15 protein-coding genes are annotated in these 16,330 nt (G+C 48.0%); 9 read left to right on the top strand and 6 right to left on the bottom strand.

The annotated features are described in order from the left end of the window. Positions 1 to 372: 372 nt before the first annotated feature. The 4 genes from FN831_RS09055 to FN831_RS09040 all read right to left on the bottom strand — a co-directional run bounded on the left by FN831_RS09055 (position 373) and on the right by FN831_RS09040 (position 4,241). The gene (locus tag FN831_RS09055; RefSeq protein ID WP_142527902.1) at positions 373 to 1,488 is read right to left on the bottom strand and encodes an AI-2E family transporter; all 1,116 of its coding nucleotides are present in this window, start codon (positions 1,486 to 1,488) and stop codon (positions 373 to 375) included. A gap of 56 nt (positions 1,489 to 1,544) precedes the next feature. Continuing rightward, entirely contained in the window at positions 1,545 to 2,852 is a 1,308-nt protein-coding gene (locus tag FN831_RS09050) for a hypothetical protein (protein WP_142527901.1), read from the bottom strand. A 99-nt stretch (positions 2,853 to 2,951) separates the two neighbouring features. After that, the gene (locus FN831_RS09045; RefSeq protein WP_246101436.1) at positions 2,952 to 3,302 is read right to left on the bottom strand and encodes a response regulator transcription factor; all 351 of its coding nucleotides are present in this window, start codon (positions 3,300 to 3,302) and stop codon (positions 2,952 to 2,954) included. 138 nt (positions 3,303 to 3,440) lie between these two features. Further along, a complete protein-coding gene (locus FN831_RS09040; protein ID WP_142527900.1) occupies positions 3,441 to 4,241 on the bottom strand; it encodes a helix-turn-helix transcriptional regulator in 801 nt (266 codons plus the stop codon). A 167-nt stretch (positions 4,242 to 4,408) separates the two neighbouring features. Between FN831_RS09040 and FN831_RS09035 the strand changes: the two genes are divergently transcribed. From FN831_RS09035 to FN831_RS08995, 9 genes are all read left to right on the top strand, one after another. Continuing rightward, positions 4,409 to 5,422 carry an alpha/beta fold hydrolase gene (locus FN831_RS09035; RefSeq protein ID WP_142527899.1) on the top strand — a complete coding sequence of 338 codons (1,014 nt, stop codon included), beginning with the start codon at positions 4,409 to 4,411 and terminating at the stop codon, positions 5,420 to 5,422. A 4-nt stretch (positions 5,423 to 5,426) separates the two neighbouring features. After that, the gene (locus FN831_RS09030; RefSeq protein ID WP_142527898.1) at positions 5,427 to 6,317 is read left to right on the top strand and encodes an acetoacetate decarboxylase family protein; all 891 of its coding nucleotides are present in this window, start codon (positions 5,427 to 5,429) and stop codon (positions 6,315 to 6,317) included. A 28-nt stretch (positions 6,318 to 6,345) separates the two neighbouring features. Next, positions 6,346 to 6,816, top strand: coding sequence for an anthrone oxygenase family protein (locus tag FN831_RS09025; RefSeq protein ID WP_142527897.1), 471 nt, complete (start codon positions 6,346 to 6,348; stop codon positions 6,814 to 6,816). Continuing rightward, positions 6,813 to 7,190 (top strand): patatin, encoded by a 378-nt coding sequence (locus tag FN831_RS09020; RefSeq protein ID WP_142527896.1) that lies wholly within the window; start codon positions 6,813 to 6,815, stop codon positions 7,188 to 7,190. The genes FN831_RS09025 and FN831_RS09020 overlap by 4 nt, the downstream gene beginning before the upstream one ends. After that, on the top strand, positions 7,187 to 7,612 hold the full coding sequence (locus tag FN831_RS09015; protein ID WP_142527895.1) for a DUF4345 family protein: 426 nt from the start codon (positions 7,187 to 7,189) through the stop codon (positions 7,610 to 7,612). The genes FN831_RS09020 and FN831_RS09015 overlap by 4 nt, the downstream gene beginning before the upstream one ends. After that, a complete protein-coding gene (locus FN831_RS09010; protein ID WP_142527894.1) occupies positions 7,587 to 8,990 on the top strand; it encodes a patatin-like phospholipase family protein in 1,404 nt (467 codons plus the stop codon). Before FN831_RS09015 ends, FN831_RS09010 begins: the two co-directional genes overlap by 26 nt. 4 nt (positions 8,991 to 8,994) lie before the next feature. Next, entirely contained in the window at positions 8,995 to 10,776 is a 1,782-nt protein-coding gene (locus FN831_RS09005) for a metallophosphoesterase (RefSeq protein WP_142527893.1), read from the top strand. Positions 10,777 to 10,795: 19 nt separating this feature from the next. After that, positions 10,796 to 13,141, top strand: coding sequence for a GMC family oxidoreductase N-terminal domain-containing protein (locus FN831_RS09000; protein WP_142527892.1), 2,346 nt, complete (start codon positions 10,796 to 10,798; stop codon positions 13,139 to 13,141). Between the two features lie 92 nt (positions 13,142 to 13,233). Next, positions 13,234 to 13,650 (top strand): hypothetical protein, encoded by a 417-nt coding sequence (locus tag FN831_RS08995; RefSeq protein ID WP_142527891.1) that lies wholly within the window; start codon positions 13,234 to 13,236, stop codon positions 13,648 to 13,650. 15 nt (positions 13,651 to 13,665) lie between these two features. Here the strand turns inward: FN831_RS08995 and FN831_RS08990 are convergent, their stop codons facing one another. Continuing rightward, positions 13,666 to 14,337 (bottom strand): PAS domain-containing protein, encoded by a 672-nt coding sequence (locus tag FN831_RS08990; protein ID WP_142527890.1) that lies wholly within the window; start codon positions 14,335 to 14,337, stop codon positions 13,666 to 13,668. A 106-nt stretch (positions 14,338 to 14,443) separates the two neighbouring features. Next, positions 14,444 to 16,198: a sensor histidine kinase gene (locus FN831_RS08985; protein ID WP_142527889.1), complete on the bottom strand. Its 1,755-nt coding sequence runs from the start codon at positions 16,196 to 16,198 to the stop codon at positions 14,444 to 14,446. Between the last annotated feature and the right edge of the window lie 132 nt (positions 16,199 to 16,330).

The following is a 16,330-nucleotide window of genomic DNA, read 5'->3' as shown; positions in this document are numbered from 1 at the left end:
AAGTGTAAGCAGACGAGATTTCTAATTGTGTGTTTTACCATCAAATAATTACAAGGAAAATGCCAACACAAAAAGCCTGCTCTCTTTTACATCTTTTTAACCCACAGATATGACAGGTTTAGTTCTGAAAGAAGCCAGATATGTTCCGGAAAGATATAGATAATGTGCTTAGAACTTACTGAATGCTAGCGTTAAAAGACCGGCAATCTGGAAATATTGTTTATATATAATCGATAACAACGAATATTCTTGATTTGTTTGCTTTTTCTAAAACAAGAGTGATCCAAAAAGCAGAATCCTTCAGCTGAACCAGAGCCTCGCTCCTGTCCTGCCCATCAGATCCCTGCAATTGATATTCCATAGCCGTATCTACTAGGATTTAACAATTTTTTCCGCCACAGAATCTTTTCTCTGTTTCTTCCAAAAAGGGCGCTTCTTCTGCTCTTCATAGGAAACCTCGTCGCCCAGTAGTTTGCCCCATGGTTTAAGGTCGTCGATCCTGTCAAAAATGATTTTGATAATTGCGATAAAGGGAATAGAAAGGAACATCCCCGATACGCCCCAGAGCGCACCGCCCAGCAGCACGATCAGGATGGAGACCAGTGCATTGATCTTAACTTTGGAAGAGACGATATTGGGCACAAGGAAATTATTGTCGATAAACTGGATGACGGCGTAAGCACCGATGATGAGCAGCTGAGTGGTGTAGCCATCTTTGGTGACGGTAGCCATCAGCACCGGCAGCAGAATGGCGATAATTCCGCCGATGTAGGGGATCATGTTTAAGATGGCGCCGATTACGCCAAACAGGATACCATATTTCACGCCCAGGAGCAGCAGTGCAGCAGAGTTCATTACGGCCACAATCCCCGCTTCAATCAGGAGCCCTACCATATAACTCTGGATGGCAAGCTTGGTTTCGCTAAGCACATCGGCCACTTTTTCCGAATTCTCCTCTGCAAATACTTCGTACAGAAACTGCAGCACCTTGGTTTTGTACCAGAGGATCAGAAATACGTATACCGGGATCAGAAAAACCACGCCCATGATGCCCAGGGCTGTGCCGAGGGTATGCCCTACCATTGCCTTGCTGCTGCTTACCGCTTCATTGATCAGCTGTACCTGTTTCTGGATGCTCACCCCAAAATCAGTTTCCAGCCAGTGCTGTAACATCAGCAGCAGCTGGTTGAATTTTTTTGTGAGCATGGGCAGGCTTTCGCCAAACTGGGCGATCTGGGTAGACAGAAAATAAATGACGCCCAGAATGAGCACCAGTGCAATGAACATGGCCAGTACAATGGCAGCGATCTTTGGCAGTTTCCTTTTCTGAAACCTGTTTACCAGCGGATTAAGCAGGATCGCTATGATCAGTGCAAAAGCCATCGGGGTAAGGATATCCCTGAGGTTGCTCAGGGTATAGGTTAAGAGGATCAGGCCAAACAGCACGACTGTGCTTTTGATGTAAAAAGGATATTCTTTAGCGGCCATATGTTTTTAGATTGTGGTGAATAACAAGATCAGTTACAATTTGTTTCAGCCCGGTGTCAGGCTTTGCCGCTTTTGAATCCCGGCTTGGTGAAAACAAAGGCAAACAATGCCCTGGCACTCCATCTGCGGCCGCTTCTTTTGAACTGCAGCAGCTTTACATAACGTGCTTTGGCGTAGATGCGTGCCCAGGCGATGAAGCCCAAAAACAAGAGCCCTGCAATAGCTTCCATGTATACATGAAAAAAGATGCCCGAGCAAAGGATCAGCAGGTAAAAGAGCAGCCAGTCTATTGCCGGAAGCGCCTTAAAGCCCAGAACGGTGGTGTGCTCATCCAGCCAGAGGGAATACTTTCTAAAAACATTGAAATGATAGAACCGGTTATAGATAAGCAGCGTGAGAAAGGTAAGTGTCATGATCAGCCATCCCGTACTGATCATATTTTCCTTTTGCTGCAGCGACAAAAAGATATCAAACAGGATCATGGTGCGGGGCTTGTCACCAAACGTGGTATGCTGCAAATCGGCCTCATAATCACCTATCATAATAAACTTCTTCTGCTGCAGCTGGGAAAGCAGCTCGCTATTTTTTGCCCCTGCCCCATTGAGCACTGACTGGATAGGTATCACCTGGTCTTCATAAACTGCCTTTGGAATTCCGCGTCCCAGTTCTTCATTGATCAGGATCGTATTGAAAAACCAGTCGTCGCCCAGTTTAAGGGCATCGCCCAGACAGGCAGCGTGGATATTGTTGAGCCTTTCGTACATCAGTACCGGAATCGTTTTTACACAGTGGTCATCTGTAAAATGAAACTTGAACATCGAATTGGAAAAGATCATGAAAGGCGTATGCAAGGGCTTAAAACCTGTTGTTCCGCTTGTGCCGGCACGCAGCACATTCGGGGTAATTTCCCCAAACCAGTCTGTTTTTACAGTAGAAAGCAAATTGGGGAGGCCAGCCATCGATGTCTGCAGCTGCCAGTCCTTGCTGGCCGTGACATCAAAGTAGAGGTCGCACACAATGATCTGTTCCGGATTTTTATGCTGATGGAGCAGCCGGAACAGCGTATCCAGCTTTTCACGGTCGGCCATCACATGTGTGCCCAGCTGATCTGTCACAATCGCACTGCTGCGCGATACGTCAATAAACATCACATCCTTCATCCCGTAAGGCTGTTCATCCTGCCTGTTAAAAAAGTCGGTTACTTTTACGGTTGCCTTTGTCAGCGTCTCTTCCATGATAAAATTCAGGGGGAGATTAGACCAGCAGTACATCGCTGCAAGCAGCAGCAGGGCAACAGAAAGGGAATTTAATAATTCCTCGAAAAACTTTAAGTGCTTATAAACAAAAGATAGTAGAGGGCGCAATGAACTGGACGGTTAGGTTATTTACAGGGTCTAAAATAGCCATGAATTGTATATATTCCTAGTAATTAGAAAATTACTTTTGACAAAAACCCGGGACATTCAGATAATACCATTTCTGATTGCAAAACTGACCAGTGCCGTGGCGTTTGGTTTATGGCTCTTTTCCTGCATGCTCCGCCGGTGGTTGATCACTGTGTGCTCACTGATATTGAGTTTACCGGCAATCATTTTGCTGCTTAGCCCCTCTGCCATCCAGAGCAGCACTTCCCTTTCGCGCCTGGAAAACATTTTGCAATCCTGTTCCAGTAGTCCAGATGCGTCAGGCCCTGTTCCAGACAGAGTTTTGTGAACTACCAGCCGAAGATGATCACGGTAATAAATCTCCAGCATTTGATGGATACCATTTTTCATAAAGTCTTCTGATTCGAGATAACTTAACCAGTTGACCACGTTGATTGAGAGCGTTTTATACCTGATTTTCAGTTATTTATAAATAAATATAACGAAATTACCGAACATAAAAATGACAAGAAGTAACTATTGCATCTGTACATTTTTCAGCTAATGGCGACCAAGCCGCCCGCCTGTTTATATAATTTCCTTTCTGATTGCGAAACTTACCAGGGCAATTGCATTGGGCATATTGCTTTTATCCTGCATGCTGCGCCGGTGATTGTTTACAGTATGCTCACTGATGTGCAGTTTGCCGGCGATCATCTTGCTGCTCAAACCATCGGCCATCCATAGTAAGATCTCTTTCTCGCGCCTGGAGAACAGTTTATCTTCTTCGTTGAGATAATAAACGGCCCTGTCGATCAGCCTTTGTTCCAGCATCCCGTTTACGCAGATGCGGTCTACCGTCTGTACAATCCTGCTGCCTATGCGGTGATCGTTCAGGGGAGTAAGCATGCCCATGCTGAGGATGGGGTTGCCCATTGCGTCGGGCAGGAAACAGTTGCGCTGCAGGAAGTTTTCATACCGGCCGCTCCTGGTTTGCAGGCACAGGTTATAGGTAAAAAGGTAGCGGGAATATTCGCTAAGGGGTATGCCCTGCAGGATGCGGAGCCTTTCAGGGAAGATCTCCTGGTCAAACAGCTTGAAGTGATCGGCGTGATAAATATCCAGCATGTGGCTGATGCCGCCTTTGAGAAAAGCGCCCGACTGGTATCCGGCAAAATTATCCGACATCCTGATATATTCGCTCCTTCTGTAATCCAGCAGGTAAACGAAGGGCCTGCAGTATTTGAAAAACGAATTAGCGAGCCGGTTAGCCCTGAAGAAGTCGTTAAAACCGGCAAGCTGCAGCGGTTCTTCCTGGCCCGGGTTATCCTTTATTTTATCCAGATAATGAAGCCATGTTATTTTTCGTTTTGAGAGCGATTTCAGCATGATTATCAGTGCTTTATTATTCTATATGTATGATAATAACTGAGATATAAAATGACAAAAAACTACTATATATTATTCCGAATTTCCTATTTATTTTTAATAAAACGGGAATAAAAAATAAAATCATTTGCTGTTTCCTTTTAGCATACAGGCACGACTAATATTATATGTACAATCACTCTTTCGATGTTTATCCTTTTCTGTCCCGCGATGGTTTCAGCTGTAATCTATGGCGCTTAAAATCAACCGGCCCGGTTACGCGCGGCCCTGTTCTGCTGGTACATGGCGCCGGTGTCAGGAGCAATATCTTTAACCCGCCAAACCGCAGGAATTTTCTAAATGCACTGGCCGAAGCGGGTTATGATGTATGGCTCGAAAACTGGCGGGGAAGCATGGAATGCAAACCGAACAACTGGGACCTTGATCAGGTAGCGCTGAACGACCATCCCGCAGCCGTGGAGGAGGTATGCCGGCTTACCGGTGCAGAAAGCATTAAGGCCGTTGTCCATTGTCAGGGATCTACCAGTTTTATGATCTCTGCAGTGAAAGGCCTGGTGCCAAGGGTAAAGACCATTGTATCCAATGCGGTATCCTTACATCCCGTAGTTTCCGGTTTCTCTTCCTTTAAGCTCGACCTGATCCTGCCCCTTGCCGCAAGGCTGAGCACGCACCTTAACCCCCAATGGGGCGACCGTGCACCGGATTTTAAAGCAAAACTCTTTAGCAGGATGGTGAAAATGACCCACTGGGAGAAAGATACCGATGTAGGCAAATTTGTGAGCTTCACCTATGGCAGCGGTTTTCCGGCATTATGGGAGCTGGACAACCTCAGCGATGAAACCAAAAACTGGATCAGGGGCGAGTTTGGTTTTGTGCCTTTCAGCTTTTTTGATCATATCAAAAAATGTATCAGCAGCGGTGCACTGGTATCTGCCGATGGAAGAGAAAACTACACGGCTGGCCTCCCGAAAACCGACGCCAGGATTGCATTTTTTGCAGGGCGCCTTAACAAATGTTTCAAAGCCGAAAGCCAGGAAAGGTCGTGGAGGTATTTTAACAGGCTTAAGCCGGGCTATCACCAGCTGCATCTGTATCCGGATTACAGCCACCTTGATATCTTTTTCGGTAAAAATGCCTGTGAGGATATCTTCCCTGCGATGATTCATGAACTTAACCACTAACACCATGTCTGTACCCAAAAGAATCAAAAGATATACCGGCCAGTATGCCAATGTAGATGGCATTCCATTCAAACTTCCTGTAGCGGCAGAGCATTCGCCGGCGCTGATGGCAGGATTTTTTTGCGACTATGAAAAGGCGCGCGCACTGATGCCCGGCAGCGAACTTCATCCGATGAAGTACATCAACGGAAAAGCCATTTTTATGGTTACGGTGATTGACTACCGCCAAACTACCATCGGCAAATACATAGAGTACAGTTTAGCTATCGCCTGCACGAGGGGACGAAAACCGGCCCCGCCACTGCTGCCCGCGCTGTTTATGAAAAGCTTTCGCACCGGACAGTTCATACTGGACCTGCCGGTAAGCTCCGAGATTTCTGTTAAAGGCGGCAAAGGGATCTGGGGCATGCCCAAGCACAAAGCGAGCCTGGATTTTATCATTGGCGGGCAGACGGTGTCTTCACAATACGAAAAAGACGGGCAATTTGCGTTCCGGATCGAAATTGAGAGACCCCGCAGCAGCAATTTCCCGCTGAGAGCGGGCGTAGTGAACTACAGTCATTTCAGGAATATGCTGATGGCTTCTTATGTATACTTTGATAGTAAAGCCGGGATCAGGCTCGGGAAAAGAGCCAAAGGGAACTTATATATCGGTGATCATCCGCGGACGAAACACTTAAAAGAACTTGAGATTGAGGGCAAGCCCTTTTTCACGCTCTTTATGCCGGAGATCCATGGGATTCTCGACGATCATTTTGAATCCTGGTTTGTTACTTACCCCGGGCCTCCGGGAGGCCCGGGCCCTGAGGGTTTAGAGAGTGTGTTTAACCTCGGCCTCAACGAAGACTGGCTGCCTGCCCCCTCCGTTACGGATTATCAAAAATATAAGATCTGAGGCCCTAACCAAATTCAATCCAATAATTATGAAAACCCTTTTCAGCCTCAACAAAGCGCTTCTGTTTGCCTGTGTCTCGATGTATTTTGGCACAGGCTGGTCGCTGGTGCTATTTTCCTTTCCGGTTGCAGGGCAACTGAATCCTGATACGTACTATATGCAGTTTGTGCCGCAGGTTAAAGCTGCCACTCATTTTTTTACTTACATGACTGCGGTGATGATGGCCTGCTGCCTGTTATTTATCGCAGAGCAATGGAAAACGGCCGCAAAATGGTATCCCATTATTGTTCTGGCAGGAGTTATCGCTGCCACTGCGCTCACCATGATCTATATCTTTCCATATAACGAAAAGATGGCCAGCGGCATTACTGATGCCACAGAACTCCATCATGTACTGCAGGGATGGATGCGCTTAAACATCATCAGGGTAAGCACCTGGACACTGCAGTGGCTTACGATGATCATTTACTATTCTCAAAACAAATTCAATTTCTCATGAAGAAATATATCAGCTTTGCCACCTTAATCATTTCCGTTTCCACGATCATTTCAGGCTTACTGCAAATCGTAGCGCCGGGATTTGTGCTCCGCTTTATCGGAGCGCAGGTCAGTTTGCCGCTGGCACATCTTTTTGCCACCTTAGGGCTCTTTATGGCCATCTTTGGGGGGATGATGATCCATGCACTGTACAGTTCAGCGGGTAATCAGGCGGCCATTTTATGGTCGTCCTTCCAGAAGTTCGGCGCCTGCCTGGCTGTGGTGGCAGGTATCCTTCACGGTGTATTTTCTATTGTTGCGGGAACTGTTGCGGCTTTCGATTTACTGTCCGGCATCCTGTTTATTTACTACTATAACCTCAGAAAAAGATCATGAAGTTCCTGGGCAATTTCTTTTTCTATACCTATGTGGGGCTGGTGGTTGTTGCCGGGGCCTGGGGAGCGTTTGGCAATGCCAATCTGGATTTCCGAATGCTGTTTAGGCTTGATGCCGACATGCTGGGTGACTACAGCAGGATCAATCTGCTGAGCCAGTACCGTTTTCTGCGTGCCATTGAACTGGGTTTCGGCATCTTCTCAATCGTCTTTAAAAAAGATATCTTCAGCGATCCGCGTTTCAACAGGCTATTCCTGTTCATCATGGGCGCAGGTGTAGCCAGCCGTATGGTCTCCGTATGGGCGGAAGGCAATCCCTCCCCGCTCATGTGGTTTTTTATGATCTATGAGTTTGCCGGACTGCTGCTGATCAGCCTGTATACCAAAATCAATATATATGACCGCCGGCAATACATCTCTTAGGCGATCGCTCGTGCTTGCCGGCGGGGGCATGCGCCTTGCCTATCATGCAGGGGTGCTGATTGCACTCGAAGAAGCAGGGATCAGCTACAAACATGCAGACGGCACCTCAGGGGGAATTTTTGGTGTTGCGATGCTGGCCAGCGGTTTGAGCCCTGCAGAAATTGCCGGCCGCTGGAGAAAGTTAAAGCTCAGTGATTTTGCTGCTGCCCTGCCATTTGTGAAATACCTGCGGCCCCGGTCTCTCCCTGCGCTGGCCAGTGCCCGCGGTATCAGGGACAAGGTTTTCCCGGCACTGGGTATCGACATCACAAAAATCAATGCCAATATCGATTTAGAGGCTACATTTAACCTCTGCAACTTCTCGCGCAAAACGCTGGAGGCAATAGGACACCAGGAAGTGACCGCAGATCATCTGGTTGCGGGGGTATCGCTTCCTGTGTTTATGCCGGCCATTCAAATTGACAGCGACTGGTACACCGATGCCGTATGGATCAGGGATGCCAATATGCTGGAAGCACTTAACCGGGGCGCAGAGGAGATCTGGCTGGTGTGGTGCATCGGCAATACGCCCGGATATGCGGATGGTGCGTTCCTGCAATATGTGCATATGATTGAAATGAGCGCCAACGGCGGATTATTTGCCGAGCTGGAGCTGATCCGCAGGCATAACGCGGAACGGCTGGCCCAAGGACTGAAACCGGTGAACATCCATATCATCAAACCGGAATTTGTGCTGCCGCTGGATCCGGATTTTTTCTTTCATAAAATTGATGCGGATACCCTGATCAATATGGGATACGCGGATACCAAAAACTACCTGGCCGCCAGAGAGGTGTTTTCATTTGAAGATATCCCCGGCAGTACCGCGATGAAAGCTGCAGGAACGTATATTCATTTCCGCCAGCAGTTTAGCGGCAGGGCAAGCATCGCTGGCCGGCATGGTGCATTAGATATTTATCTGGCATTCTACATCAGGGAATGCGAAGGCGCGGCCGCGGATCAACTGATGCTGCAACAATACTCTTCTGTTCGATTCAATCGTGACTGGCAGGTATCAGGATATGATAACAAGTTAAAGATCAGTAAGAAGGGAAAGGCTACCGGAAGCTTTAATTTCATCGTACAGGGCGTCGTTTATGTACTGTGTTACGAAAGCGAAATTCCCTGTGCAAACGATCTGCTTCTTGGCCTGGCATTTAAAACTGCATTGGTCACTGTTCGTCCCCTTTCAGATACCGTTATTGAACCGGGATTTCTGCTGTATCAGGCTGCATCAAACAGGATTAGAAATGCGTTTTATCTGCATGTGCACAGCAAAACCGGCTGGTGGAAAAAACAACAGAGCAAGTACAGACTTTTAAACGAAATCCTAAAATAAGCCTATGAAAACAGATTTTAAACCGGCAAAAATGGTGAACTGGTTTCATCCCTCAGTGCTCGCACAATCGGGCATCAAATCTGTAGTATCCAAAATGTTTGGCAACTATGCCGACAGGCGCGAAACGCAGGCTGCACTGGATGATCCCGAAGCTGAAGATGCATGGGAGAAACAGACATGCAAATACCTGGAAGAGAAAGAAATATGGGTAGACTTCATCAGTGATACCGGGGATGGTTTTAACGCTACGTATTCTGTAGCCACTATCGCTGCACAGGATGAGCTCAGCTTTATATGTAAAGGAAAAACCTATGCCCTGCCCCGTGCAAAAATCCTTGTCCTGGGTGGCGACCAGATCTATCCGACTCCTACCAGCGAACTATACCATACGAACTTCAGGATCCCTTTTGAATCGGCCCTTCCGGCCAGGGACAATGATCCCGGACACCCGGATATGTATGCCATTCCGGGCAACCACGACTGGTATGACGGGCTGGGCAATTTTATGAAAGTTTTTTGTCAGCAGCGCTGGATTGGCAACTGGAAAACTCATCAGCTGAGAAGTTACTTTGCCATTCCCCTGCCCAATAATTATTGGTTATGGGCTACCGATATCCAGCTGAATGAGGATATCGATAAGCCGCAGCAGGATTACTTCAGGAAGATTGCCAGGGACAAAATGAAACAGGATGACAAAGTGATCCTCTGCACTGCCGAACCTTCCTGGGTGTATAAAGAAATGTACCCGGCAGACAGTTCCTATGATAGGCTTCAGTTCTTTATCGATACCTACATCACAAAGGAAGGGACAATATGCCCGGACAAGAGCTTCAGGCTGGCCGCAGTGCTGACGGGCGACCTTCACCATTATACGCATTACTGCCTGCCTGAGGAGGCGACGGAAAGCACTGCCGCAGAAGGGCCCGCAAAATTCAGTTATCATTACATTGGTGCCGGAGGCGGCGGTGCATTCCTGCACCTAACGCACAACCTGCCAAAGAAGCTCAGCAAGCTCAATAACCGGCCTGTAGAAATGAAAGCTTCTTTCCCTAACGACAAACAATCGAGAGGGCTGCTGACAGGCAACTTTGCCTTTGCAAAACATAACTTCAAATTCTCTTTCCTGATCGGATGCGTTTACCTGTTGTTTTTCTGGCTGATGTGCAGCCATTTCAATACAGATCCGATGAGCCAACTGAGCCTCACAGCGTATATCAGGGGGATGGACTTTAACAGCTATTGCCTGTTTATGGGCCTCGAACTGGTAAAAAATCCTGCAGTGCTGCTGCTGTCGGTACTGATCATCTGGGGCTTCACGGTATTTGCCGATACCAAAACCGGCAGGAAATATATTTGCTGGTGGGGATTTTTACATGGCAGTCTCCAGTTCCTATCTATCTTTTTGCTGCTGTACATCTTTGTACAATTGATTCCGCCCATACCCTGCTTTGCAGGTTTCTGGTTTGACCCGGCTGTGGCAGCAGCACTTCTTTCTGGAGGCACCCTCACCGGCGGCTCGCTGATGGGCTCATACCTGCTGCTTTCAGACCTTATTTTCCGTATCCATATTGATGAATCTTCATCATCGCTGATCTGCGAGGACTACAAGAATTTTCTGCGCATGCACATCTCTGAAGATGCACTTACGATTTATCCGATCGGGATCAAAAAGGTCACGAAAAAATGGTGCATCATCTCAGATGAAAAAGATAAACAGTACAATATCACTGGAAAGCAGCCCGCATATCATCTGATTGAAGAGCCGATCGTAATTAAACTACGCTAAAAACCTAAACCTAACCAACATGAAAAGACTATCAAAACCATTCACTCAGCTGCAGCCCGAATACGATGTGATCGTGATCGGCAGTGGCTATGGCGGAAGCATTGCCGCCAGCCGCTTTGCGCGCGCCGGGCTAAAAGTTGCACTGCTGGAACGTGGCAAAGAATTCCAGCCCGGGGATTACCCGGATACCCTTGCAGAAGCAGAAAAGGAAATGCAGATCAATGCCGACCAGCATGAGGCACGGAAGAACGGGCTGTACGATTTTCATTTCAGCGAGAACATATCGGTATTTAAAGGCTGCGGACTTGGCGGCACTTCACTGGTGAACGCCAACGTATCGATCCGCCCGGAAGAGCGTGTTTTTGAAGATGCGGCCTGGCCTGCAGCGATCCGTAACAATATGCAGAGCTTAAATGAGGGCTACGACCGTGCGCGGGAAATGCTGAGGCCCTCTCCCTATCCCGAAAATCAGCATGGCTACCCGGAGCTTGCCAAAACCAAAGCCATGCGGACGGCGGCCAGTCATATGCAGCAGCCTTTCCATCTGGCGGATATCAACGTGAGCTTTGAATCCGGCATTAACCATGTTGGCGTGGAACAGCAGCAGTGCATCAACTGCGGGGACTGTGTGACGGGCTGCAACCATTCTGCAAAAAATACACTGATCATGAACTACCTGCCCGATGCGGTTAACCATAGTGCGGAGATCTTCTGCAATATCGATGTGGAGCATGTAGCAAGAATGGCGGATCACTGGGTGGTATATTACGATGTGTTCAATTCTGAGCGCGATAAATTTAAGGCACCCCTGCTGATTGTAAGGGCCGCCAATGTGGTGATTGCCGGAGGTGCACTGGGCAGCACGGAGATCCTGATGCGCTCGCGTTTGAAGGGACTGGAAGTATCCGATACGCTTGGCAACCGCTTTACCGGAAACGGGGATGTACTTGGATTTGCGTACAACTGCAACGAAAAGATCGATGGCATAGGTTTAGGTAAACTCTGCAATGAAGCACAATACCAGCCGATTGGCCCGGTTGGCCCATGTATCACAGGCATTATTGATATGCGCAATCAGCCCCGGCTGGAGGACGGAATGACTTTTGAGGAAGGCAGTATCCCCGCCCCGATGGCGGCCGTGATCAACATGAGCATGTTATCACTGGCAGGCACGGTAGGTGTAGATACCGACGGCGGTTTTTCTGACTGGCTCAGTGAATGTAAGGAAGAAGCGAGCAGCCTGATCCAGGGGCCATATTGTGGTGCCACCAATAAAATGCAGACCTTCCTGATCATGTCGCACGATGATGGCCAGGGACATCTGAGCCTGAAAAATAACCGCCTCAATATCGAATGGCCGGGCGTGGGCGAGCAGCCGATCTTCAAGACCGCCAACGATGCGATGTATCAGGCTACCACTGCGCTGGGCGGCACGAGCGTTAAAAACTTTACCTGGAACAAGATGATGCGCCATGGGCTGGTCACCGTGCATCCCCTGGGCGGCTGCTGCATGGCAGAAGATGCTGCGCAGGGCGTTACAGATCACATGGGCAATGTGTTCAAAGGAAATGCAGGCACAGAGACTCATCCGGGATTATACGTACTGGACGGCTCTATCATTCCGCGGCCGCTGGGCACTAATCCGCTGCTGACGATCTCTGCACTGGCAGAACGCGCCTGCAAGCTCATCATCGCCCGGTTGGGCAAAACAATTGCCTATGATTTCCCTGCGGTGATTTCAAAAGGTACAGAACCAGCGGTATCGGTACAGTTTACGGAGACCATGCGCGGTTTTTTCAGCAAGACTGAAAAGCGGGATTTCGCCAAGGCCTATGAGCTGGGACAGAAAGAGTGCTCGCCTTTTATGTTTACGCTGACGATCCAGTCGGAGGACATCGATACCTTTTGCAGTGATCCGGCGCACCGCGGCTATATGGCCGGAACGGTGATTGCCCCGGGATTATCTGCTCAGCCCCTTACTGTGAGCAATGGCTTGTTTAACCTTTTTGTAATTGATGAGGCGGAGCCCGACTTAAAAAAGATGAAGTACCAGATGCAGCTGAACAGCTATGACGGCAAAGCTTATTTCTTTTACGGGTACAAATCCGTGGAGAACGATGCCGGGTTTGACCTCTGGAAAGACACCACCGTATTGTACATCACCGTGTATGAGGGCAAAGATGCCAGTGGGGAGATTGCGGGACGGGGAATCCTGAAGATCATCCCTATGGATTTTGCGACGCAAATGGCTACAGTTAAGGCATTGAATGCAGCCAATACCTTTGAATCGCTTACAGCCATTAAAATCTTCAGCCAGTTTTTCGGGAGCAATGTGGTGAGCACGTATTTCAGGAAGTTTTTTTGATTACATCAGCAGCATGATCTTAACCCCTACTAATGGTGATTTTGACCGAAGTTTCTGCGGTTTACATTTGAGCAGAAACTTAGATCAATATCATGTCGGCCATACAGTCAGCAAAAGCCATTCCGGCGGAACCAAAAAAGAGAATAGATTTTATCGATATCCTGCGGGGCATGGCGGGATATATTGACCCTGTTTTTCATTGGTATGGCTGCCTGGCAATCGGGCTTTATCAATGGAAAAGCTGGTACCGGCACTACCTGATCGTCGCGATAGCAGGCATTGCACTGGGGCTGCTTATTACTTACTTTGATTTGGAACTGCAGTACAACTCCAGGTTTAACGAGATCAGTATTACCAAAGGATCTGTTGCTGAGCTTTACCAGATCAGGCCTGTGGCACAAACCATGGGTTACCTGAGCCTGCTCGTACTGGTTACTGCAGAGCCTGACCTGGGCAAAGAGGGTTCCTTTCAGGAAATAAAGGCTGAAGCAAACATCAAGATATCATGATGTCAATAATCAATTTTAGTTGTCCAGTCGGTTGCCAATGAGCACTACGCCACAGGTCTTGCCCAGACCATCTCTGAGCGGAGTATAACTATACAGGATATGGTTAATATTTTCGGTGTAGGTGAGCCCGTTGTGAAATACATGTTTAAGCGCATCTGTCCTCAGGGATTTATTATCCTGCCAGAGATCCAGCATGCTTTCATTAACGATCTCGGCTTTCAGCTCCTCTCCTTTGAACACGCACATCGGCACCGGGGCAGACATGATCAGCGAACGCAGGTTACGGTCTGATTCTTCCAGCGCATTCTTTGCCATTTCACGCTCAGAGATATCATTTGCCAGGATCAGCAGCGCATTCGGTTCTCCCTCTTCGGCATCAATGCGGGTATAACTGTAATCAACATAAATTGTTTCTGGTTTTCCATCCTTGCTGATGATCACCTTGGAGCCGGTTTCGTGATGGAACCTACCGGTTTCAAGCACTTCACGGATAATCTTCGGGTATGGCTGGCTTTCCAGTTCGGGCATCAGATCAAGCAGTTTCTGGCCGATAACGGAAGGTTCCCTGCCCCATAATTTCAGCATAGCATCATTGGCAAGGTCTACTGTCAGGCTATCCCCACACAGGATTGCAGTGGCAATAGGCGCATGTTCAAATAATTTCTGATAAGTTTCTATACGGTTCATATTTGGTGCCAGTTAGTTAGCAAAATAGACAAATATTACCTAAACTAACGTAAGGATTGCCTAATGGTTAGTTTAAACATGTAACATTTTCATGGTATAATAATAATTACTTAAAACGTTGAGGGGTATCAAAGTTCTGAATAGGCAGGGTGAACCAAAATGTACTGCCTTTTCCGGGCTCGCTCTCAACGCCAATTTCGCCATCATGTTTCCTGATGATCTCTGCACTGATATATAAACCAAGGCCCAGACCGGAATATTTTGCGCCCTCTGCCTCCACCTTGTAATAGCGGTCGAACAAATGGGGCAGTTTCTCCGGGGGAATCCCCTGGCCTTTGTCGGTTACTGAAACTTTTACAGCGTGTTCTTCCTGGTCAATGGTCACCCTTACCTCCTCTCCCGGAGCTGAATATTTTACTGCATTATTGATCAGGTTTACCATGACCTGATCAATCCGCCCGGCATCGGCATAAACTTCTAAAGTTGTATTTCCGCTGGTAATGATCTGGTGTTCTCCCGCCAGTTGTACATAACCGCAGCATTCGTCAATGATATCAGACAGTTTAAAGCGTTTCTTATTCAGCTGCAGCTGTCCCTGATTGAGTTTCCCTACATTGAGCAGATCGTCTATCAGCCGGCTTACGCGGTCGGAGCTTCTGCAGGCCTGATCTACCAGTGCCGGGATGAGCTTTTTTGCGTCTTCATTGTATTTATACTTGTTCAGCAGCTGCAGTGAAGCCCTGAGGCTGGTTACCGGTGTTTTGAGTTCATGACTGGCGATGCTGATAAAGTCGTCCTTCCTTTGTTCCGCCAGCTTGAGGTCATTGATATCCGTGCAGGTCCCAAACCAGCGCGTAATCCTGCCGTCCTTGTCCCGGTACGGAGCAGCACGGCCCAGTATCCAGATATATTCCCCGCGGAGATTTCTAAGACGATATTCCAGTTCATAAGGCTCACCTGTTTCGAGCGAACGCATCCATACTGCCCTTACCCTGTCGGCATCATCAGGATGAAAAACCCGGTACCAGTCGGCCTCCCCCTGTTCCGGGTCCAGATGTCCCGCGAAATCATGCCAGCGCCGGTTGTAATAGATAGGGATACCTTTGTCATCTGTTATCCAGACCATTTGGATAATCGATTCGGCAAGCTGCCTGAACTGCTGCTCACTTTCTGCGAGCTCCCGGGTGCGGTCGTCTATACGCTGCTCCAGCTCTGCATAAAGCGACTGCAGGTTCAGCTGTGAGTGCATCAGCTCCTCGTTCATCATTCCCAGTTCATCGTTGAGCATTGCCAGTTCTTCGTTGGCCACAGAAAGTTCTTCGTTGGAAACGGTGATTTCTTCATTTGCAGAGGTGAGTTCCTCATTGGAAGCGGAAAGTTCTTCGTTGATCACCGCCAGCTCGCGGCCCATCTGCAGTTCACGGTTAAGTCCTTCGTCCAGTGACTGTTTACTGATAATTCTTTCCGTAATATTATAGGTGGTAGTGAGCAGGCATGCCTCCTGATTACCCTTTGCAGGGATATAGACGATTTCCAGTTCCCACCAGCTGGTGATCATTTCGCCCGGGACGGCCGAAGGAATATCATAGTGAAAAGGTGGCATGTATACAGTTTCCCGATTGATCACTGCACGGGTTAGTGCGTCCGGCAATACTGTTGATCCTTCACCTACGGCCTGTTCAGGAGCGTAAATTTCCCATAACGACTTTCCCCTGATGTTTTTTCCGATGGTATGTGTAGCCAGTTCGTACGACCGGTTATAGTCCAGGATCGTAAAATCAGGTACGTCAGCTTTCAAAATAACACGGGGCACTGGGGTATCAAACAGGGCTTTGAAGAGAGTGTCGGTTAGTAAATCCATGCTTATAGGTAGATAGTAGCAGGATAAATATAGTATTTTAAGGAGTTTCACAAAGGGACATTTGTCGCATTATTCTCAATGGTTGTGTGATAGCGAAAATGATTCCCGACCGGGCATATATTTCTGCAAATA

The sequence above is a fragment of the Pedobacter westerhofensis genome (assembly GCF_900182595.1).
In the GTDB taxonomy this organism is placed as follows: Bacteria; Bacteroidota; Bacteroidia; order Sphingobacteriales; family Sphingobacteriaceae; genus Pedobacter; species Pedobacter westerhofensis.
This window is presented reverse-complemented; position numbering and strand designations above follow the sequence as displayed.